We start from the raw sequence: 17,894 nt of genomic DNA, 5'->3' as shown, positions 1-17,894 counted from the left end.
ATGTGATTAGACGCCTTTGATATCATTCTTTTATTATCATTCTGCAAAATCCTTAGTTTACAAGAAGCTTAGCATTGATTCATGCAGAACGAAAGGAGCACATCATGGTCCCAACGATCGGAGACATTTACTGTGTATACGTCGAAAATTTACAACAATATGCCGATTGCCAGGTTACTGGCCTGAAAGAAACCGGGAGTAAGGGGCCACGCCAGCTTGCCGCAATCCTGCAATTGGACTGGACAGGAAATCAGCAATTTCAGGCCACAGTCTGAAGAAGATGTGACAGAACTAGCCAAACTGTCGTGTTTGACAGATATTCAAATGGACGGATATTCGGAATCACTGATACCATTCCTTAACAAGGAGCCGATATTGAATTCCATATCACGAACCACGGTCAAAAGTCGCCGGACCTCAGTAAGAGTCATTTGACCAAAATCGTCATCGATGTCAGCGGATTGGAACTTTCACTTTGAATACCAAGATAAAAAGTCTAAATTTCACAGGAAAGCCGTCTCCTGGCCTTTCGTATTGATGCATATGGAAAGTGGTTAAGCTTGAATGTTGCAGCGGGTCTGCCACTTATCAACGGGATTCCACGCCTTGACGGATTACATATTAGAGAAATCACTGAGCTGGATTTGGCACCCCTTGTGAAACGTTATCCGGAACTTACGGAATTGCGTTTGTGGGGCAAACCAGGCAATCTGATTCATCTTGAATCCATTCAACATTTGAAGGCGTTACAGGACTTCAGTACATATGACTTGTTTGGATTCAGCAGAGAACAATTCCCTGACCCGGAAGAAATCCCGAAACTGTCGAAACTTTGGTTAACCAGTTTGCCAGCAGAAGAGGCCGCATCCGGGCTTGAACTCGAGATCAGTAAACCGTGCAAACCGGAGGGCTAGCAGAGAATCTAACGAACCCTTTTTCGAGACTGGGACGGACGGGATCACATCAAAGCAGCGCATGCCAAAAAAGTAGCTCAAACTTACAAACAACACCTCAAAAAAATCGAAGATTAAGTCAAAATATGAGCGATTGGGCGTTATACAGAAACAACTGATGTCATTAGTAGAGAAGTACACCGAGACGGTTTATCAGTTGGACGCCAAAGCTAACTTTATTGAAACAATGGAACGTGAAGAAATTTATAACGCCCTTGTTGGATTGTTGGATCAACTGGAATCACAACCAGGAATGGACCAGACAACTGCTATAAAGGTTAATCGCAAGGAGCTGGGGAGGTGTTTGAACGTCACGAGAGATTTTTAGATTCAGGGTGAATGAGACAAGAGATTTTTTCTCTTACTTTTATCCGCAAAACGGGCTAAAAGATAAAAGCCTGACTCCATGTAGGAATCAGACTTTTATCTTTTTCGTATCCATTCTGAATCATTTTACGATGCTTCAACAGTTGTTCCACAATACTCACAATCCGTGTATTGCTTCCGATATACCTTCGTCTTGGCCCCACATCCCGGACAACAACAACGACCATATCCAATTTCGATGAGATTCTCTTCCATAAGAAGTCTGATCGGCATAGCAATTGCAAAGAACATAAAAAGAGTCCAAAAAAACACTCTCATCTTCATTCCCCAAATAACAAATAGAGCAAAACTGATGTTACAACTCGTATCAGCAAAATTAGTCATGGTGTCTATTATGTAAGGCTAGGAGAGTCTCATCGTTGTTCCACAATACTCACAGTCCGCAGACAAATTCGGATATACCTTTACCTTGGCTCCACACCCCGAACAATTCACAGATACAGGTTCTTGCGGTTGCTCGTATTCATGATCGTGGTATTCATGATCGTGGTATTCATCCTCATAATACCCTTCTTCATCATACTCCTCGTCACTGTCGTAATGATATTGATAATGATCAGCCTTAGGATGGAATTTAGGTCGTCTACACATTTTAATTCCTGTAACAAGTACGATTACTCCGGGTATAAAAAGAATAATCGTACCGATAATAGCCATATCGGTTCCCTGGGAATTATTATTAAAGATAACAAGATTGTCAGAGATGAAAGTATAATGAATATAACTCCAAAAAATCTCTTCACAGCTTTTCCTCCTATGAATTTATGATTTGCTTGTCATGATCTGTTGATTCCGCTCTTTCAAACGGGACTTTAACCTGGACAGTTGCGAAGTGAGACGTTCACTATTTACCAATCCTCCTGCCGCATACTGTGTAGCAATTTCACCGTTCAACAATTCAATATCGTTTAGTATCTGACGGTCACTATACTCAAGTGAAACAGGAGTGATTGGGTCGCTGTACTTTACCAGTTCAACTAATGATTGAACCGCCTTTCTGTCCTCCTCCATAGTCAGGATGGAATGATCCTCCATCGTATGGAGCAACTGTTGCAAAGCATTTTCGATGGATCTCAAGTTAGCCGTTTTCATTTGTTCATCTGCTTGATGATGACTTGCACTCCGGATATAGATCAATATAATTCCACATAGAATTACTGCCAGCGCTAGGGTTACCGTATGTAACAAAACGAACCAGCGGAGACCATGATCTGCTGATCCTGTAAACAGGGAGTACATCATCACACAAATCAGATAAATCACCAACACGATACCTATAGCTGTGTAACCAGGGACAAATCGTTTAAAGCGATCCATATGTAGCATGACATGCCTTACATAAATCCAAATCGCCGTAATCGCGACATAAGAAGCCACAAGATTCATCCAGAAAGAAAGCGATACAATGGCATGACTAAAGACCGTAAAAGAAACGACTGAGGATAACAGCATACAGATCAGATAGATAGCATTTAAAATGAGAAGATTGCTCCGTTTAACCATAACTATGCCTGCCCTCCATCTTGCAGATTGTTTCCGCAATCCAGACAGAACTTCTGACCGGGCTTCACTTCATGTTGACATTGGCTGCATTTCAAGGACAGACTGGAGCCGCAATTGCCGCAAAATTTAGTTTGACCCGAATTCATATGATTGCACTTGGGGCATGGACTAGGCATCGGTTCGTGACAATGAATACATGCCAAAGCATTCTCCGCATTATCCGCCCCACAGGATGGGCATGCATGATATTTGTCACCACAATTGGGACAAAATTTGGTCCCTTTCTGCAAGGCATGTCCACAGTTGTTACAACCGGTGGTTGCTGATTTTTCGGCAAGTGAATTGCCACATTTGCTGCAAAACGAACTATGCTCCTGGTTCGGATGACTGCAATGCTTGCATATACGTATAGCAGGCGTTTCCGTAGTAGCCATCACTTTGGACATCTGGGACATCTCGCTGCTGAACGATCCTCCCAGTCCAACCCCCATCCCCATTCCAAGCCCAGCACCCATAATATCCGATTGCATGCTTCCTTCATTTTTGGCTGCACCTTCAAGCGTATCGAATGAACGCTCCTGTTGATAGGTGTACCCGATAATATCCATTTCGGCTTTGCGTGCCAACGCTTCTCTCAATCGAATGACCGAAGAGTCCTCTTCAGGCAGATTGACATTATGGATATAAAGGTTAATTAACTCAATACCAAACTCTTCAAAAGCAGATGTGATCGTATCAGCAAAATGCCGTGAAATTTCGGCGATATAAGCATTGATTTCCAGTACACTTACTTTTCTATGTATTAGATAGGAGGACAGCATGGAGTTAATGTTCATAATAATTAGCCCACGAAAATAATTGACCATATTAACCTGGTTAAATTCAGGCAGCGTTCCCACAAGTTTGACAAGAAATTTGCGAGAGTCCGCTATTTTTATACCCATCTGCCCAAATGCTCTCACTGGAACGATAATATTATATTTTGGGTCCTGTATCTGAATTGGATTTGCTGTTCCCCATTTCACGTCTAATGCGCTTACTTGATTGACGTACCACACTTCTGCTGCAAAAGGTGATTTACCTCCGAACGGAAGGTTAACGAGGCGGTTTAAGATCGGGATATTCGCCGTACTTAGCGTATGTCTTCCTGGCCCAAACATATCAAGCGCCCTTCCATCCTTAAAGAGGATCGCCTGTTGGGATTGATTCACGATCAACTGGGTCCATGTTCCCAATTCACTCTCAGGGTGCTTCCAAGCAAATACATCAGGTGAACCGTCATACTTGATTACGTCAATAATGGCCATTTCTCTTCCTCACTCCAGTAGTAGAATACTATAATTTCATTGAAACAATCGTATAACAATCGCTTGCTAACAATCTAAAATTAAATCATTTCATAGCTTACTTACCTGCTAATCTTTCAACAAAAATGTTTTTTCATGTTTGGGCATTGCTATTTTACCATTTATAACCTCCTTTCGCACTAGTATAGTTCATATTTCATGAGATATTTTTCCTATACATGAATGGTAGAGACATTAAAGAACCTCCTGTATATCGACAATATGCAAGAGGTTCTTGTGATGGCGGAGGCCCTCCAGTTAATTTAGGAGATTCTCCATATATGATGCGGCATCGCCCATGAACGCTTCGAACGTGGAAATCGTTCCATGCTCCTGATGTTCAATGTCTACGTAGCCAATCATTTTTTTGCTTGGATTCCAGACGATCAGAATATGGGAGTATTGATCCACGTCAGAGGATATGCGCAGCAGTTTCTGTCTGCCCAACTTCATTTCCACGGTATCGATCAGATGGAAGAATTCGATGTATCCCACGCCGCACGGATTGCCCGGCAAGTCGATTCTACGCTGACCTTCCGTTAGAAAACGGATTAATTCATCAGGTAGCTTGTACGATTTGAGTGCATGCAATTTGTTGTTTAGATTGTGAAAGTCTTGCGGCTCATGAGATTTCAAATACTCTGCCATTTCTTCATTTTTCTGACTGATGGCGATCGTATACGCCCGCTCCCCATCCTTCTCTTGAATGGTTACATCCGCTCCATGCTCTACCAAATAACGAACCATCTTCATATTGTTGTTACGAGCGGCTACTGTAAGGGGTGTCGCCTTGTATGGATACACCATAGCGGACTCGTTGTAATTGATATCCACGCCCTCGTCCAGCAAATACTGGACCATCTTCATATCGTGATTCGAAACGGCTTTTCGTAACGTTTTTCCACCATATTTTCGAATATCCAGTCCGAGGTCCTTCAGCACTGGGATGTTCTTTTTGTTACCGTAATATGCCTCGTCGTACGCACTCGACTTCACATGATTAAGTCCATTCAATTTGGCTCCATGCTTCTGCAAATATCGAACCGTATCTTCCCCGCAGTATCTGGCCGCCTTGAGGATTGCTGGATTATCCTTCACATTCAGGTTCACTCCGCGCTCCACCAAAAGCTTGACCACTGCCTGCTGATTGGTGATTAGGGCAATATCCAGTGGTGTCAAAGCTATGTATTTGCTGAGCGTAATCACTTTTTCAAGCTCCATACCCTGGTTTATGAGTTCTTCTACACCAGTAACGTCTCCCTTATAAATCGCCATGGCGTGATCAGGCAACGTTTCAAACGTTCCTTGATTTCCGATTTTGAACAAAGGTAATAACCTCCCTCTGGTTAAATATTTACACGACTATAAGTCCTGTAATGCTCATTATTCATAGTATACCTGCTAACCTTTTCATCTGTACAAAGCCTCTACCAAAATCAGGTTCTTGTCCTAAAGCTCAAACCAACCCCGAAACATAAAGTTCCGGGGCTATCATCTACTTTATATCAATGCCCTTCTCCAACCCCTTAATGGATTTAAGTTGGGAAGTGATGGCTGCAATAACGATAACAAACACGCCTGCAATAATAAACAAGAACGCAATGCCCCTTCCCGGACCAACGCCGATGTATGATCCTACGGTCGAGGCCAGCGCTCCACCTTCCTCCAACAATGGGTTAAAGACATGGTCTGCCAAAAATCCTGCGATACTGTAGGAAACGATAAAGCCTAATTGCGATAAAACGCCGATGATGCCCCACACCCTGCCTTGCTTCTCGTTGGATATGTTATTACGCACCAATACATCTGCACTCATGTTGACAAAGGGCAGGGAGGACAGAAACAGGAAGCCTGCAAGGATAATGAAATATATATTTGTTGTAAATTCCAAAAGGGAGAAGGACAATCCGGATATAATCAGACCCCAAACAAGTATTTTTGAATATTTTTTACTTAGGGTGAACATGCCAATGCACAGACTGCTGATCAACATGCCAATTGCGCTCACCGATTGAAATGTTCCAAGCGTTCTTGATTCAGAGAAGGATAGGATCATTGGACCTATGAGCGTCTCATGAACAACCATTTGCTCCTTTGCATGGAACATTACTTTGGATTAATCAGGTACACTATATGTAATTTCTTTTATCGGTATGCCAAACCTTCTGAACCAAAGTTAATATCCCTTTTTGCTGTAAAATACCCCCATTTATTTGCTGCACCGAGTGTATCAATAAACACGAACATCTGAATCAGTCTGTGGTCCAGTTTTAACTAATGCCGGAGTCTGAGGTTATACATTGAGAACTTATTAAATCGTGTGATAAAATAATGGCTCAAACCTTTTTCTAACGACACTCAATTTATGGGATATGTCCCAATTAAGAAAGGACACTATGAACCCTTCATCCATACCATCCATGTTACAGCAAACCATCCCGCCGCTGGATCTGCGCAGTTGTCTTGTCAGCGTACGTGGCGAAATCATATACGAGCACTACCGTAATCTCGAAGCAGCAACTCATATTGCCAAAGTGAATTCATGTACCAAAAGTGTGCTGTCGGCGCTCATTTGTATTGCAATGGATCACGGCTGGCTGCCCGAAGCGTCTACTCCAATCTCCACCTTTTTCCACAGCTGGGGTCAGATCCTGACCCACGTAAACCGGAAATTACGTTAGAGCAGTTATTAACTATGGCAGCTGGGTTCAACTGGGACGAGTTTGGTGGACAGAATTCATTTCCGCGCATGACACGTACGGATCACTGGGTGAATTTTGCGCTGGAGCAACGCTTAAGTCATGTGCCAGGCACATATATGGAATACAATTCCGGGGTATCACAGATCTTGTCTGCCATCCTCATGCAAAGTACAGGGATGTCCGTAGCCGAGTTCGCGGAACGTTATCTATTTGGCCCGTTGGGGATTCAAGAGTATGAATGGGAAAGTGACCCACAGGGTGTACATACTGGTGGGTTCGGATTAAAGATGCTGCCGAGGGATTTGTTAAAATTCGGTCAGCTGTTTTTGCAGCAAGGCATGTGGAACGGACAGTCGCTGATATCGAACGATCTTGTTAGCCGCTCTACAAGGCCTGCCATTACGGTTACCCCACCCAATCATGGTAGTTACGCTTGGCACTGGTGGGTGGATGCCTATACCAGCGAAACTTCTGAGGCTGAGGCTGGGATTACAGAAAAGCCCACTCCCATACTCCATTATTACTATGCCCGTGGATTTGGAGGTCAATTTGTATATATCGTCCCGGCTCTGGAACTCGTTGCAGTGCTCACTAACGACAAACGAAAGAAGGAAAAACCTCCACTCGATGTGTTCCCAAGATTGATTGCACCTCAATTGGCGAAACTCTTATAGACAGTTTCTTTGATCTTGATTCATTCGAAATAACCCCATAGCTTACCCGGCACGAACCGGTAACTATGGGGTTATTTCATTCACTATTTCAGTTCCGGTTATGCGTGACAAAGCATGCTCAAATGTTGTTCAATCACGTTCTCTACCTTTTTAACAGTTAGCCTTTCTGGCTGCATCAACATATGAATGGCAAGTCCATCAATCAAGGCATACAACTTTTCTGTTTCAATCTCTGTATCCATTCCCGTACATGTCATCCCCTGTTTCTGCAATTCTTGAATTACTAATTGAGCAGACCGATACATTCCTTGATGCATCTGATCACTTAATTTCTGCAATTCGGGATAAACCAGCACTTTAGCTGAAAAAGAGAACCAGACCTCCATTTCTATTTTCCTTTCTTCATCCAAAGGAAGAAAGGAAAATAGCAAATGTTTCATATTTTGCAATACAGAATCAGTCATCTGTAAAGCTTCTACTCTCTGTTGCACCCTTTCGGCAAAAAGGTTCATACAAAAGGCAAAGAGTTCAGCCTGTGTGGCAAAATAATGCCTCATGGAACCTACAGATAAACCCGCTTCCTTCGCTATATTTCGTACGGTAGCATGATCCAGTCCGTTATCCCGGATGACACGAATGGCCGCGTCAGCAACGATTATTCTTTGTTTTTCATGATCTACGATTTTTGGCATAGTTTCATTATACACCAAGCTTCTCTTTTTATAATACAAAGTGCTATAATAACCTTTATTAATACTTTGTATTAAAAAGAACAGATTTATAGAGAGGACTTAGCATATGATCCACACCAGCGTTTCAGACAAGCCACGCACCAAAAAATGGAGAGCACTAAAATTTATGCTTATAATATTCATTACAGTCCTATTCGTTATGAGCGCAGGCTTCATCTATGAATGGTATGCCTCTAATCACGCCAGAGAAGATTATCCGCCTCCTGGAAGATTAGTAGAAACAGGAGGATACAAGCTTCATATTCATCAACAGGGTAACGGTACTCCAACCATCATTATGGAGGCCGGCAGTGGCGAGACTAGTTTGTCTTGGAGAGAAATTCCACTTGAACTGGCAAAACATGCAACCGTGGTTACTTATGATCGCGCGGGATATGCATGGAGTGAGTCTGCACCATCAGAACGCACAGGCGCAAACATCGTTAAGGAGCTGCACGATGCTTTGGAGAAAGAAGGCATCCGCGGACCATATATTATGGTTGGTCATTCTCTGGGTGGAATGTATGCGAGGCTGTTTACACAGACCTACATAAGAGAGATCCAGGGGCTTGTCCTGATTGATGCGAGACCTGAGGATGACGAAAAGAATACGAAAGTCCTGTTGGAACAAGCTCAGTTTCATGGTAACCCGCCTGCTTCCTTCTTATCCTTACTGAAGTTGTTCGGGAGCTTCAGGCTGTTTCCAAACTTTATGCTTGAGGGGCTTGTTGCAGAGCAAGATCGGGATGCGTTTATCAATGTAATCGCAACCCCCTCCTTTTTTATGCCAAGGAGAGAGAAGCCACTCTTGCCTATACAACAGAAGATGCCATTAGGGGGCAAAAGCTCAGATCAATCCCTGTACGAATCATTGCACGCGGGCTCCCTCAAGACTACGCTCAGGCAGGACTTTCAGTTGAAGTTGGAGAGGAACTGGAATCCATCTGGAAATCGGGACAGCGTAATATGTTGAACATATCAGAGAATAGCCAGCTTCTCATTGCCACGAAAAGCAGTCATATGATTATTCATGATGAACCCGAGCTGGTTGTGCAGACCATTCTGGATTTAGTAGCATATAAGAAATAAATGGAGAATCTTGTCCAATAGTGTGAACTGTGTTCATTAAACCAAAAGGGGCGTCCCGTCATGTTCATGACTTTGGGACAGCCCCTTCAAAATATACATCACACCTCTGTCTTCCTTGCATGTGGAGATTTCGTATTGATTAAATAGTATAGCGTTGCATAGATCGTTAGAATAAACGTGCCAAAGAACATACAGAAAGCGAGTGACGGACGACTTACACTCTCATGCATAATTTTGACCAGCGTTTCACGATTGGTTAACGCATCCCAGCTGTTCAGTCGATACACACGTCCCAGCAGTACACCATAACTACCCAGAGCACATCCTACCAGCACAAAAATCCACGAAAACCATCGTCCCATTTTGTGATGAATCACTTCCTGAAGCTGATACATCGACAGGAATCCGAGCAACAAGCCCGTCCAAACGAACATCAAGAGCACAATTAAGTCATACCAGTACTTGTAGTCCAATCCATCCCCTCCGCCATAATAGCGGGAACTGCGTGCCGTCAGGTGAACGAGATCCGTTACAATGTAGGACGAGTTCGGGAAGAACAATAGCCAGAGCAGTCCGCTTGCAACGGCAAACCATGTCGCCCCTTTCCATTTGGCATGGCTGAAGCCATAAGCCACATAGGAGAATACAAAAGGAATCCAGCCCAAAAACAGGTTCCAGATCAGGAAGCGAAAATAGCGCTGATCCAACCAATCTGCAGCTGCATAATACAAACCGAGGGTCACCACCGTGACCACACTAAGGAAAATCAATATTTTGATATAATTCAGTTTTCTCAATGATATTTACCTCACTTGATTCAATGAAATACATTTAGTTCCGAAAATATCGGATAATCTCTTCCCTGTTCTTTTCCACACGCAAATTCAGCCCACGCTTATCCTTTAACCCATATTGCTGTAGTTCATGTCCTGGATCAAGCACCAACGGTTTGGTTACCACATCCTCCAACAAGTTCATTGTCAATTGATAGGCTTCCCGCAGCTCATCTACCGGAATAATCGATTCATATCGCTTGATCAACTCAATCAAACGTTCCGCATACACCAGACGAACCATACTGTCCGCACTCGTCAGTTGTCTTGAAGCAAATGCTGTGATTGCAGTGATAATCAGCGGATTAGCATGATATCTGGCAATCGACGTAAGCTCATCAACCGCGTCCCAGTTCATGATAGATAATTCAGAGGTTAACTGACCTATTCTTTCTTCCATCCATGTCTGCTCCAGCTCTTGAGGCACATCCCATTGTTTATATTGTGCATAAACACCACTCCGATGCATCTGTACAGCGCTCCCATAATGCTTAACGAATAACGCTTTTGGAACATTCCAGTCCGTTTCCATCCAACCACCACCGTACCTGTCTCTATTTTTGCTTAAAACCAAAACACATTACATAAATTTACTGTTGAAGACCATACTAGGATCATACCACTTCCCAAAGGAGAATCAAATTTACCATGAATTCAAATTCAATGCAGCCTTCAAACCGAATGCAACCTGCAAACAACGCAAATCCAGGCTTCACACCTCAAATGAACCATGGCGGACATGAAATGTTCGATATGCATGAAATTCTGTCAGGGGCCATCAACGTGCTGGATCAATACATGATTTTCAGAACGTTTGTACAGGACACTGAACTGCTTCAACTTCTTGATCGTCAGTACAATTTCATGCTGTCCCAGTACAATCTGACGGCAGAATGTTTCTCAACTGGACAGAAACCGCATGAGGAGACGGCAACCTACATGATTCCAAACATCGTTCCGCCCGTATATGGCCTCAAGCCATCTGCACCGAAAAAGCCGAATCAATCACTAGCCGATGTCAAAGATGCAGGCATCAGTGGTCATATGCTGGGATTGATCAAGTCACATGCCTCTCTGCTGGCCATGTCTGCTCCTGAAATTACGAATGGGACCGTACGCCGAGTTATTGCTTCGCAGGTACAACAATTTATCGAGATGGCTTACGAGATTTTCATGTATCAAAATCAACATGCTTATTATCAAGTGCCTCAACTGAATGCAAATGATACGACACAGATGCTTCAAGCATATGTCCCAGCAACCGGTGCACCTCAAATGCCAACGAACAATAAACCACCTCTTCATTAATTTAAAATAAGCCAGAACAACAAAGAACAGCATCTTCAACCCCCAAGGTTGTAAGATGCTGTTCTTTGTGCTGCTACGGCTTTGATCCAGAAGTGAAAAAAGCAGCACTCCTCTCTAATGGATGTGCCGCTTTAGCATGCATTCAGCGCTTCTTGCTCCATTCCAAGAATGTATTTTATGTCGATACCGATGTAAGTTTGTCCGGATTCACAACGAGATAGAATCCCTCAATCCGCTCTCCTGGAGAGTCCAGCTTGAGACACAGAACTTCGGACAACTGACCGTTATCCAGTAATGCAAGGTGAGGCTCTCCATTGATGAATGTGTGCACCCAATCTCGTTCTCGCAATCGGGTAAGCACCCGGCGAGAGGTCAACAAAGCGAGTACACCTTTACGAACTTTCATCGTTCTCATGACCGTATGCACACGTCCACCGCCATCTGCAGTAAATACAGGCTGCTCGGCCAGCAGCTCCAGCATCTCGGAGACATCATAATTTAGAAAAGCGGTTGTGAAACGAGCCAGCAATTTTTCTTTGGCAGCATAATCAGCAGAACGATGTTCCAGCGGGGAAGACGATCGGGAAGCTTACGTCTGGCCCGGCTAAAAATTTGACGGCAATTGCTTTCGGATTTTCTCAGCCAATCTGCTATTTCCGCATACTCATACTGGAACGCCTCACGAAGTACAAAAACAGCACGCTCTATTGGGGTGAGTTGCTCCAGCATAACCAGATAAGCGTAGGAAATCATCTCCTTCTGCTCCATCGTTGCTTCCGGAACGTTCCCTATTCCACCGTCACTCATCGGCTCAGGGAGCCATTCTCCAACATAACTTTCCCTTTGATTGCGGGCAGAGTTCAGCAGATTCAAACTGCGGTTTACGACTAGTTTAGCAATATAGGACTTAGGATTACGGATATTATCAAGAGACTTGCTCTGAAGCTCTGCAAAGCAGTCCTGCACCAAATCTTCAGCCTCCACCACACTACCGAGCATGCGGTAAGCAATGGAAAAGGCGTAGGCTTTATAACGAATATACAATTCACCAACTTCCAGAGAAGACACTTCTGGCTCATTGATGAGGGAATCCAATTTCATGAGAATGGCCTCCTCTGGCAGATGGTCGTAACTTTACTTAATTAAAGCAACCAGGATACATCCCTGTTGTAATTGCGATCCGGTTCCAGCTATTAATGGTGTTGATCGCCATGATCAGATCCACCAGTTCAGCATCACTGAAATGTTCCTTCACTTTTTCAAACAATTCAAGTGGTACGCCTTGTTCCGAAACAAGCGTTACAGCTTCAGCCAGCTCCAGCATAACACGTTCTTTTTCCGTAAACAAAGGTACCTCGCGCCACACGCTCAGCAGCAAAATGTGATCGGCATAATCTCCCAGCTTCATCAGATCTTTGGCATGCATATCGAGACAAAACGCACAGCCATTGATTTGCGACACACGGATTTTCAACAGCTCATATAACACTTTATTATCTTCAAACTGACCCGAAACATGCTGCTCCAATGCCATCATTGCTTTGAAAGCACCCGAATTAGCCACTCTATAATTCACTCTTAAATTCATCTCATTCGCCTCCGCATTTTGGTCTACAACCTTAAGACAAATCAAGACTCATATCTGTGACATTTTCTATAAAAAATCTTCAGCATATTTGAAACAGCATAAAACTCAACTATGTAAGATGAGTAACCTCAATGAAGCTTGCCCATCATGGATATAGTTTACGCAAAACGTTATGTATAAGCAGATAATTCCGTATTTATGTTAGGTGTCCGCTGTATTGTTTGTCATTTTAAACAAAAACCGATTGCACATATTGATACTCCGAACAAAAGAGTAGTAACATACGACTACAAAGTGAACTTTCCTAACATGAATAACGAACGATTCATTATCCCAGCAAGGAGTGACTTCCATGATAACTTCCAATTCCAATCCCCAACTTACATCCGAACTGCCCCGCGGCTGCACGTTCTCCGCTGAAGACTGGCATGTCTTATCTCAATATTGGTATCCGATCGCTCAGGCAAGTGAAGTGACAGATAAACCACTGGCCGCTCAATTGCTTGATGTCAGATTGGTTCTGTATCGCAGCAACAACAACGTTGTAGTTGCCAAGGATCTTTGTTTTCACCGTGGTGCTCCGCTAAGTAAGGGCTGGGTAGAAAATGGCGAAATCGTCTGTCCCTATCATGGTTTCCGTTATAACTGTGAAGGTAAATGCACCGCCGTGCCTGCACATCCCAGCTCCAAAATTTCTCCCAAACTGAAACTTATCGTATATCCTGCGGTCGAACGTTATGGCCTGATCTGGACTTCACTCGCCGGAAACGATGAGCAGATTCCTTCATTCCCAGGATGGGATGATCCGGAATATATCAACATTCTGCCTCCGAACTTTGATATCGCAGGTTCAGCAGGACGTCAGATGGAGGGATTTCTGGATGTATCCCATTTTGCCTACGTGCATACAGAGACGTTTGGCGATCGGAACAACACCGAAGTGCCCCAATACCAAGTAAAACGTGAAGGCAATCAGCTGCTTGCCGAATACTGGAGTTCTGTCAGCAACTATGGTAAAGGTCAGGATAATGTAGCCCCCGAAGGCTTTCAATGGCTGCGTGAATTCCGCGTATTTCCGCCATTCGCCGCCTCTCTTACAGTTCACTTCCCGGATAACGACAAACTGAACATTCTGAACTGCGCCTCACCTATATCTGCACGCTTTACACGGTTGTTCTGTCCGATTACGCGTAACTTTGACAAGGATGCTCCAATTGAAGAGACAATCAAGTTTAACTTGCAGGTATTTGAGGAGGACCGTGAAATGGTGGAATCACAGAAACCGGAGGATTTGCCGCTGGATCTGCATGCAGAAGCACATATTCCCGCAGACCGTACCTCGATTGCATATCGTCAGTTACTGACAGAGCTGGGCTTGGGAAGAAACTACACATCATAACTTGAACACAAACAGACAAAAAAGATGCGTTCATGCGAATGCATCTTTTTTGTCTAATTGCTACACTTTCGTTCGTGACGATGTACTGGGATTGACCTCACTTATAATATGCTATATCTGTCACTTACCTTTGATTATTCGTATTCATCGGAGGTTCTGTATAATACGGACAGCCTGGTTCGTGAATAATACGGGGATCTACCCATGTTCCCCAATACGGAAGGCGATTCACATAAGGCAGTTCGTTAGGCTGACTATTCGGATGTGGCATGTTGTTTGTGGCCGGCGATACTTGAGTTGCACAGTCAACAGGCGGCCCAATGATTACTGTTTTTTGAATGGGAGCAAGCGTTTCCTTCACCTTGTTTTCATCGAGACAGTACGTATGGGCCAGGACGCTTGCAGGTGTAAGACGCAAAATGTCCGAACCAAAAATGGCTTCAGGAACAGGGGCATCAAAAATAGCCAGCAGATGCGTCTGATCTACCGTTGCAATTTCATAGTGCCACCAGCCTTGCGGAACATTTGCTACTTGGCCTGGGTAATCGTTAAGTTTAACAACTCATTGGTAAATGGATTGATGAGGGAAACGACAGCTGAACCACTGATGCAATACACCAGCTCGGATGCATTTTGATGAATATGGGGTTCAACCACATTACCTGTGCTAAGAAAAATATCCAACAAGGATACATTACCCAATGTGTTTAATTGATGAATGGAGAGAAAGTTAATATAGTTATTTCCGTCTTTTTTGAATAAAAGATTCTGGTTCACATCAAATGTAAATTGGGTGGTAGGTAAGGTGTAGTCCATATAGGAGGTTGCCAAAATAAAACGCCTGCCCTTCGCTCTCGGTTTAGGTGATAACCTATACGCCAGCTTATGCTCTGGGCTTCTATGCGTGAGCCCATTTATGCCGAAGCCCCTTCACCCGTACCACATACTATTAACCCTTCTGTGTCACTCAATTGTATCGCAGCATAGGCTGATATCATCAATTAAACACTGGAGGCATGCATCATGGCTTACGGACCTGGTTCAGTACCTATCCCGCCAACTGCGGGTTATCCTTACCCTTATTATCCACCGCCACCCTATCCCTACCCTTATCCATATCCTTATCCATACCCCTATTCACCCATCGTTCCGTTTCCGCTGCCCCTTCCCATCGGAGGCCCAGGATGGCATGGCGGTTACCCTGGCGGTCCCCACGGCCCGTTCCCTGGAGGAGGCTATCCGGGCGGTCCACATGGTGGAGGACCCGGGGGTCCTGGTGGACCTGGTGGACCGGGCGGTGGTTTCCACGGCCATCGTATTTTTTAATGCTAAAAGAGCAGGACAGGAGCTGCTAACATTAGCTCCTGTCCTTGTTCAACCTTTTAACCCACGCATGATGAAGGCTTAACCTCTACCCCGTCATCAATACTCAATTTCATCCATGATCTTCAGATTACGGTTGGACACTTCCAGCAAGTCTGTAAACGTCTCAGACACATAATAAACAAAGTCCGGATCATGCACATACATAATGACTTGCCCGTAGGTTCCTTTCTCTGTTGGATCAAAATCAAGCATCAAATAAAGGGAGCCTCCTGCCATCGTTGCAAACGGAATCCACTCTTTGTGGAATAAGTAGGGCTTAATCTCCGGGTCCAGTTTGCTGATCTCATCTGGGGAATAGTACTCGTCCAACTTCTCATCCACTTCACAGAAATATTGTTTGGTTTCCCGAATCTCCTTCAATGACATCAGATAAAATGGATTACACTCCTCTATCTCCGCATCACCCGGATACAAAATATGAAATGCATAACCACTCCCGTCCTTACGCTGATAGAAGGCGCGGAAATCCTCCGGCAGTCGGACGCCATATTCCGTTTCCAATGCGGTTAGACTCTGTTCAGAAGCACCCGCCCGATGCTGGTATTCCTCGTATAACTGCCGAATTTCGTCATCCTGGATTTTTTCATTCAGGAGCCCATTCAGCGCATCGAACATTTCATTCCATTTTGCACTAGCCTCAGGTGTCATGAAGCATCCCTCCCATTCATCTAAGATCAAGTTATTGCGGGGTTTACCAGCGTATAGGTTCTTCTTCGCGCCACAACACATAACGCTCAAGCTCACGGATAGTTCCTGTACCGATCCCATATTCGTCCATTTCTTGGGAGTGCAGGTCAAGGATATGCAGCATGCCCCCGAACGTACCCACAGCAAGCTTAGACTGGTCAGGAGAGCTCGCCAAGGAATAGATGGTGCTGCCTACAAAATGTCTCCACACTTCCTGCCCGTCACTATTCACACAATATAAATATCCATATGCATCCCCAAGCACCATGCCTGCATCTGTTTCCACAGCAGCGTAAACACGGGCATTCTCATCCATTACAGGCCAGTCTTCCTTACTCTCATTACCATCGATCGTTTCCAACTGAACTTGTATTGTAGCCCCGTTATAAAAGTGACATGCATTAAACCATACCTTCAAGCTATCGGTGGTGAACACCGCATGATGAGGATAACTGGATTCGGGATAAAGGGAATACGTCTTATTCTGTTCGCGATCCAGAATCATATGATTACTCACCTGGCTGCCGTAGGCAATCCAGCGACCGTCGCGTGAGACCGCCGCATGCCCCATATCAATCTGTGTGTCTTCCAACTCATATTCTTCAATCTCTGCAAGATCCGGGTGCAGCAGGGATACCTGGCCTTGCTCTAGCAGATAGATTCCATAAGTGGAGAAGATAAGAACGGATTTCCCATCATTAAATGGAATGAGTCCTTCAAGTGTGCGCTCTGGATGCTCACAGTCAGCTAGGGATTCGATGCGCGGCAATGCCTGCTGAATACTGGATTGGATATCTTCCCAGCGATATACCGCAAGCTCTTGCCCTACCAGATGGCGATCAGGCTGTCTGATGATACGAATATCTTCCGATCCGGCCAACGCATAGTCTGCACTGTCCGGTGAACAACCTGCGAAGGTATACTGAGAGAAAGGCAAACAACCATGCTGATCAGCGGTATATACACATCCATTCTCCGTGAAGGTACCGATTGTGAATACAATCGTTTCCGCGTTCAGATATCCTACTACCCTCACGGCCTGCATGGAAGATTGAAAATTTTCGTTCAATGGCCACGTTGCAGCAGGCAGTTCAAGCCGGAGCCTTTCCAAATCTCCTTGAAGATTGGCCTGCTTCACCATATTCCACACTTCAGTGCTAATCAGAGCTCGCGCGTCCGCCTCCAGCTCCGATTCGTCCACTTGCTCTCCTGCCATGCCTCTGCGCACAAATGCATTAACATCCTTTGCGTATCGTTTGCCTTCACTCCGCCACGTTTCTGCAATGTCTTCTTTCAACCAACTCAATA

The 17,894-nt window shown here is 44.4% G+C and carries 24 protein-coding genes and 1 pseudogene; 10 read left to right on the top strand and 15 right to left on the bottom strand.

Going from position 1 to position 17,894, the window contains the following annotated elements; genetic code table 11:
• Positions 1 to 104 precede the first annotated feature (104 nt).
• The 3 genes from ACTWJ7_RS15680 to ACTWJ7_RS15670 all read left to right on the top strand — a co-directional run bounded on the left by ACTWJ7_RS15680 (position 105) and on the right by ACTWJ7_RS15670 (position 1,281).
• Entirely contained in the window at positions 105 to 275 is a 171-nt protein-coding gene (locus ACTWJ7_RS15680) for a hypothetical protein (RefSeq protein ID WP_301877423.1), read from the top strand.
• Positions 276 to 560: 285 nt separating this feature from the next.
• Positions 561 to 914 carry a hypothetical protein gene (locus tag ACTWJ7_RS15675; RefSeq protein ID WP_301877424.1) on the top strand — a complete coding sequence of 118 codons (354 nt, stop codon included), beginning with the start codon at positions 561 to 563 and terminating at the stop codon, positions 912 to 914.
• 133 nt (positions 915 to 1,047) lie between these two features.
• A complete protein-coding gene (locus ACTWJ7_RS15670; protein ID WP_443145610.1) occupies positions 1,048 to 1,281 on the top strand; it encodes a hypothetical protein in 234 nt (77 codons plus the stop codon).
• A gap of 55 nt (positions 1,282 to 1,336) precedes the next feature.
• Here ACTWJ7_RS15670 and ACTWJ7_RS15665 read toward each other — a convergent pair whose 3' ends face one another.
• From ACTWJ7_RS15665 to ACTWJ7_RS15640, 6 genes are all read right to left on the bottom strand, one after another.
• Positions 1,337 to 1,513, bottom strand: a complete 177-nt coding sequence (locus ACTWJ7_RS15665) for a hypothetical protein (RefSeq protein WP_301877426.1) — start codon at positions 1,511 to 1,513, stop codon at positions 1,337 to 1,339.
• A gap of 169 nt (positions 1,514 to 1,682) precedes the next feature.
• On the bottom strand, positions 1,683 to 1,997 hold the full coding sequence (locus ACTWJ7_RS15660; protein ID WP_443145609.1) for a hypothetical protein: 315 nt from the start codon (positions 1,995 to 1,997) through the stop codon (positions 1,683 to 1,685).
• 105 nt (positions 1,998 to 2,102) lie between these two features.
• Complete coding sequence (locus tag ACTWJ7_RS15655) at positions 2,103 to 2,843, bottom strand: hypothetical protein (RefSeq protein WP_079349317.1); 741 nt, start codon at positions 2,841 to 2,843, stop codon at positions 2,103 to 2,105.
• Positions 2,844 to 2,845: 2 nt separating this feature from the next.
• Positions 2,846 to 4,150, bottom strand: a complete 1,305-nt coding sequence (locus ACTWJ7_RS15650) for an SPFH domain-containing protein (RefSeq protein ID WP_079349318.1) — start codon at positions 4,148 to 4,150, stop codon at positions 2,846 to 2,848.
• Positions 4,151 to 4,447: 297 nt separating this feature from the next.
• Positions 4,448 to 5,515, bottom strand: a complete 1,068-nt coding sequence (locus ACTWJ7_RS15645) for an ankyrin repeat domain-containing protein (protein ID WP_301877429.1) — start codon at positions 5,513 to 5,515, stop codon at positions 4,448 to 4,450.
• A gap of 169 nt (positions 5,516 to 5,684) precedes the next feature.
• Positions 5,685 to 6,275: a hypothetical protein gene (locus ACTWJ7_RS15640; protein ID WP_301877431.1), complete on the bottom strand. Its 591-nt coding sequence runs from the start codon at positions 6,273 to 6,275 to the stop codon at positions 5,685 to 5,687.
• 310 nt (positions 6,276 to 6,585) lie between these two features.
• Between ACTWJ7_RS15640 and ACTWJ7_RS15635 the strand changes: the two genes are divergently transcribed.
• Together ACTWJ7_RS15635 and ACTWJ7_RS15630 are read left to right on the top strand one after the other, a co-directional pair.
• Entirely contained in the window at positions 6,586 to 6,870 is a 285-nt protein-coding gene (locus ACTWJ7_RS15635) for a hypothetical protein (RefSeq protein ID WP_443145608.1), read from the top strand.
• A 14-nt stretch (positions 6,871 to 6,884) separates the two neighbouring features.
• Positions 6,885 to 7,565 carry a serine hydrolase domain-containing protein gene (locus ACTWJ7_RS15630; RefSeq protein ID WP_443145607.1) on the top strand — a complete coding sequence of 227 codons (681 nt, stop codon included), beginning with the start codon at positions 6,885 to 6,887 and terminating at the stop codon, positions 7,563 to 7,565.
• Positions 7,566 to 7,663: 98 nt separating this feature from the next.
• Here ACTWJ7_RS15630 and ACTWJ7_RS15625 read toward each other — a convergent pair whose 3' ends face one another.
• Positions 7,664 to 8,257: a TetR/AcrR family transcriptional regulator gene (locus tag ACTWJ7_RS15625; RefSeq protein WP_079349321.1), complete on the bottom strand. Its 594-nt coding sequence runs from the start codon at positions 8,255 to 8,257 to the stop codon at positions 7,664 to 7,666.
• 166 nt (positions 8,258 to 8,423) lie between these two features.
• Here ACTWJ7_RS15625 and ACTWJ7_RS15620 point away from each other — a divergent pair, with 166 nt between their 5' ends.
• Both ACTWJ7_RS15620 and ACTWJ7_RS15615 read left to right on the top strand, forming a co-directional pair.
• Complete coding sequence (locus ACTWJ7_RS15620) at positions 8,424 to 9,269, top strand: alpha/beta fold hydrolase (RefSeq protein WP_443145606.1); 846 nt, start codon at positions 8,424 to 8,426, stop codon at positions 9,267 to 9,269.
• Entirely contained in the window at positions 9,263 to 9,385 is a 123-nt protein-coding gene (locus ACTWJ7_RS15615; RefSeq protein WP_443145605.1) for a hypothetical protein, read from the top strand. Before ACTWJ7_RS15620 ends, ACTWJ7_RS15615 begins: the two co-directional genes overlap by 7 nt.
• A 98-nt stretch (positions 9,386 to 9,483) precedes the next feature.
• Here ACTWJ7_RS15615 and ACTWJ7_RS15610 read toward each other — a convergent pair whose 3' ends face one another.
• Together ACTWJ7_RS15610 and ACTWJ7_RS15605 are read right to left on the bottom strand one after the other, a co-directional pair.
• Entirely contained in the window at positions 9,484 to 10,182 is a 699-nt protein-coding gene (locus ACTWJ7_RS15610) for a DUF1361 domain-containing protein (RefSeq protein WP_301877435.1), read from the bottom strand.
• A gap of 34 nt (positions 10,183 to 10,216) precedes the next feature.
• Complete coding sequence (locus tag ACTWJ7_RS15605; protein WP_301877436.1) at positions 10,217 to 10,750, bottom strand: hypothetical protein; 534 nt, start codon at positions 10,748 to 10,750, stop codon at positions 10,217 to 10,219.
• Between the two features lie 131 nt (positions 10,751 to 10,881).
• Between ACTWJ7_RS15605 and ACTWJ7_RS15600 the strand changes: the two genes are divergently transcribed.
• A complete protein-coding gene (locus tag ACTWJ7_RS15600) occupies positions 10,882 to 11,526 on the top strand; it encodes a spore coat protein (protein ID WP_435874143.1) in 645 nt (214 codons plus the stop codon).
• A gap of 175 nt (positions 11,527 to 11,701) precedes the next feature.
• Here the strand turns inward: ACTWJ7_RS15600 and ACTWJ7_RS15595 are convergent, their stop codons facing one another.
• Genes ACTWJ7_RS15595 through ACTWJ7_RS15585 form a run of 3 tightly spaced genes read right to left on the bottom strand, consistent with a single transcriptional unit; the run spans position 11,702 to position 13,114 of the window.
• Positions 11,702 to 12,007: a hypothetical protein gene (locus ACTWJ7_RS15595; RefSeq protein WP_443145604.1), complete on the bottom strand. Its 306-nt coding sequence runs from the start codon at positions 12,005 to 12,007 to the stop codon at positions 11,702 to 11,704.
• Between the two features lie 17 nt (positions 12,008 to 12,024).
• On the bottom strand, positions 12,025 to 12,627 hold the full coding sequence (locus tag ACTWJ7_RS15590) for a sigma-70 family RNA polymerase sigma factor (RefSeq protein WP_443145603.1): 603 nt from the start codon (positions 12,625 to 12,627) through the stop codon (positions 12,025 to 12,027).
• A gap of 37 nt (positions 12,628 to 12,664) precedes the next feature.
• Positions 12,665 to 13,114, bottom strand: coding sequence for a carboxymuconolactone decarboxylase family protein (locus tag ACTWJ7_RS15585; RefSeq protein WP_301877441.1), 450 nt, complete (start codon positions 13,112 to 13,114; stop codon positions 12,665 to 12,667).
• A gap of 352 nt (positions 13,115 to 13,466) precedes the next feature.
• Between ACTWJ7_RS15585 and ACTWJ7_RS15580 the strand changes: the two genes are divergently transcribed.
• On the top strand, positions 13,467 to 14,513 hold the full coding sequence (locus tag ACTWJ7_RS15580; RefSeq protein WP_079349326.1) for an aromatic ring-hydroxylating oxygenase subunit alpha: 1,047 nt from the start codon (positions 13,467 to 13,469) through the stop codon (positions 14,511 to 14,513).
• Between the two features lie 124 nt (positions 14,514 to 14,637).
• On the opposite strand, the pseudogene ACTWJ7_RS15575 reads toward ACTWJ7_RS15580, so the two are convergent.
• Positions 14,638 to 15,344 (bottom strand): annotated as a pseudogene (locus tag ACTWJ7_RS15575) (cupin domain-containing protein).
• A gap of 358 nt (positions 15,345 to 15,702) precedes the next feature.
• Here ACTWJ7_RS15575 and ACTWJ7_RS15570 point away from each other — a divergent pair.
• Positions 15,703 to 15,921 (top strand): hypothetical protein, encoded by a 219-nt coding sequence (locus ACTWJ7_RS15570; protein ID WP_443145602.1) that lies wholly within the window; start codon positions 15,703 to 15,705, stop codon positions 15,919 to 15,921.
• Positions 15,922 to 15,935: 14 nt separating this feature from the next.
• Here the strand turns inward: ACTWJ7_RS15570 and ACTWJ7_RS15565 are convergent, their stop codons facing one another.
• Positions 15,936 to 16,547 carry an SMI1/KNR4 family protein gene (locus ACTWJ7_RS15565; protein ID WP_079349329.1) on the bottom strand — a complete coding sequence of 204 codons (612 nt, stop codon included), beginning with the start codon at positions 16,545 to 16,547 and terminating at the stop codon, positions 15,936 to 15,938.
• Positions 16,548 to 16,590: 43 nt separating this feature from the next.
• Positions 16,591 to 17,892 carry a hypothetical protein gene (locus tag ACTWJ7_RS15560; RefSeq protein ID WP_079349330.1) on the bottom strand — a complete coding sequence of 434 codons (1,302 nt, stop codon included), beginning with the start codon at positions 17,890 to 17,892 and terminating at the stop codon, positions 16,591 to 16,593.
• Between the last annotated feature and the right edge of the window lie 2 nt (positions 17,893 to 17,894).

This window comes from Paenibacillus sp. 1A_MP2 (assembly GCF_052244825.1).
Classification (GTDB): domain Bacteria; phylum Bacillota; class Bacilli; order Paenibacillales; family Paenibacillaceae; genus Paenibacillus; species Paenibacillus vandeheii.
Note: the sequence above shows the minus strand (reverse complement) of the source record. Positions and strands in the feature narration are given on the sequence as shown.

What these genes read in the sequence shown, in the direction of transcription:
- ACTWJ7_RS15680 (WP_301877423.1), top strand. Translation starts at nt 105, where the DNA reads ATGGTCCCAACGATCGGAGACATTTACTGTGTATACGTCGAAAATTTA.
- ACTWJ7_RS15660 (WP_443145609.1), bottom strand. Translation starts at nt 1,997, where the DNA reads ATGGCTATTATCGGTACGATTATTCTTTTTATACCCGGAGTAATCGTA.
- ACTWJ7_RS15655 (WP_079349317.1), bottom strand. Translation starts at nt 2,843, where the DNA reads ATGGTTAAACGGAGCAATCTTCTCATTTTAAATGCTATCTATCTGATC.
- ACTWJ7_RS15650 (WP_079349318.1), bottom strand. Translation starts at nt 4,150, where the DNA reads ATGGCCATTATTGACGTAATCAAGTATGACGGTTCACCTGATGTATTT.
- ACTWJ7_RS15640 (WP_301877431.1), bottom strand. Translation starts at nt 6,275, where the DNA reads ATGGTTGTTCATGAGACGCTCATAGGTCCAATGATCCTATCCTTCTCT.
- ACTWJ7_RS15635 (WP_443145608.1), top strand. Translation starts at nt 6,586, where the DNA reads ATGAACCCTTCATCCATACCATCCATGTTACAGCAAACCATCCCGCCG.
- ACTWJ7_RS15630 (WP_443145607.1), top strand. Translation starts at nt 6,885, where the DNA reads ATGGCAGCTGGGTTCAACTGGGACGAGTTTGGTGGACAGAATTCATTT.
- ACTWJ7_RS15625 (WP_079349321.1), bottom strand. Translation starts at nt 8,257, where the DNA reads ATGCCAAAAATCGTAGATCATGAAAAACAAAGAATAATCGTTGCTGAC.
- ACTWJ7_RS15620 (WP_443145606.1), top strand. Translation starts at nt 8,424, where the DNA reads ATGCTTATAATATTCATTACAGTCCTATTCGTTATGAGCGCAGGCTTC.
- ACTWJ7_RS15615 (WP_443145605.1), top strand. Translation starts at nt 9,263, where the DNA reads ATGTTGAACATATCAGAGAATAGCCAGCTTCTCATTGCCACGAAAAGC.
- ACTWJ7_RS15605 (WP_301877436.1), bottom strand. Translation starts at nt 10,750, where the DNA reads ATGGAAACGGACTGGAATGTTCCAAAAGCGTTATTCGTTAAGCATTAT.
- ACTWJ7_RS15600 (WP_435874143.1), top strand. Translation starts at nt 10,882, where the DNA reads ATGCAGCCTTCAAACCGAATGCAACCTGCAAACAACGCAAATCCAGGC.
- ACTWJ7_RS15595 (WP_443145604.1), bottom strand. Translation starts at nt 12,007, where the DNA reads ATGCTGGAGCTGCTGGCCGAGCAGCCTGTATTTACTGCAGATGGCGGT.
- ACTWJ7_RS15590 (WP_443145603.1), bottom strand. Translation starts at nt 12,627, where the DNA reads ATGAAATTGGATTCCCTCATCAATGAGCCAGAAGTGTCTTCTCTGGAA.
- ACTWJ7_RS15585 (WP_301877441.1), bottom strand. Translation starts at nt 13,114, where the DNA reads ATGAATTTAAGAGTGAATTATAGAGTGGCTAATTCGGGTGCTTTCAAA.
- ACTWJ7_RS15580 (WP_079349326.1), top strand. Translation starts at nt 13,467, where the DNA reads ATGATAACTTCCAATTCCAATCCCCAACTTACATCCGAACTGCCCCGC.
- ACTWJ7_RS15570 (WP_443145602.1), top strand. Translation starts at nt 15,703, where the DNA reads ATGGCGGTTACCCTGGCGGTCCCCACGGCCCGTTCCCTGGAGGAGGCT.
- ACTWJ7_RS15565 (WP_079349329.1), bottom strand. Translation starts at nt 16,547, where the DNA reads ATGACACCTGAGGCTAGTGCAAAATGGAATGAAATGTTCGATGCGCTG.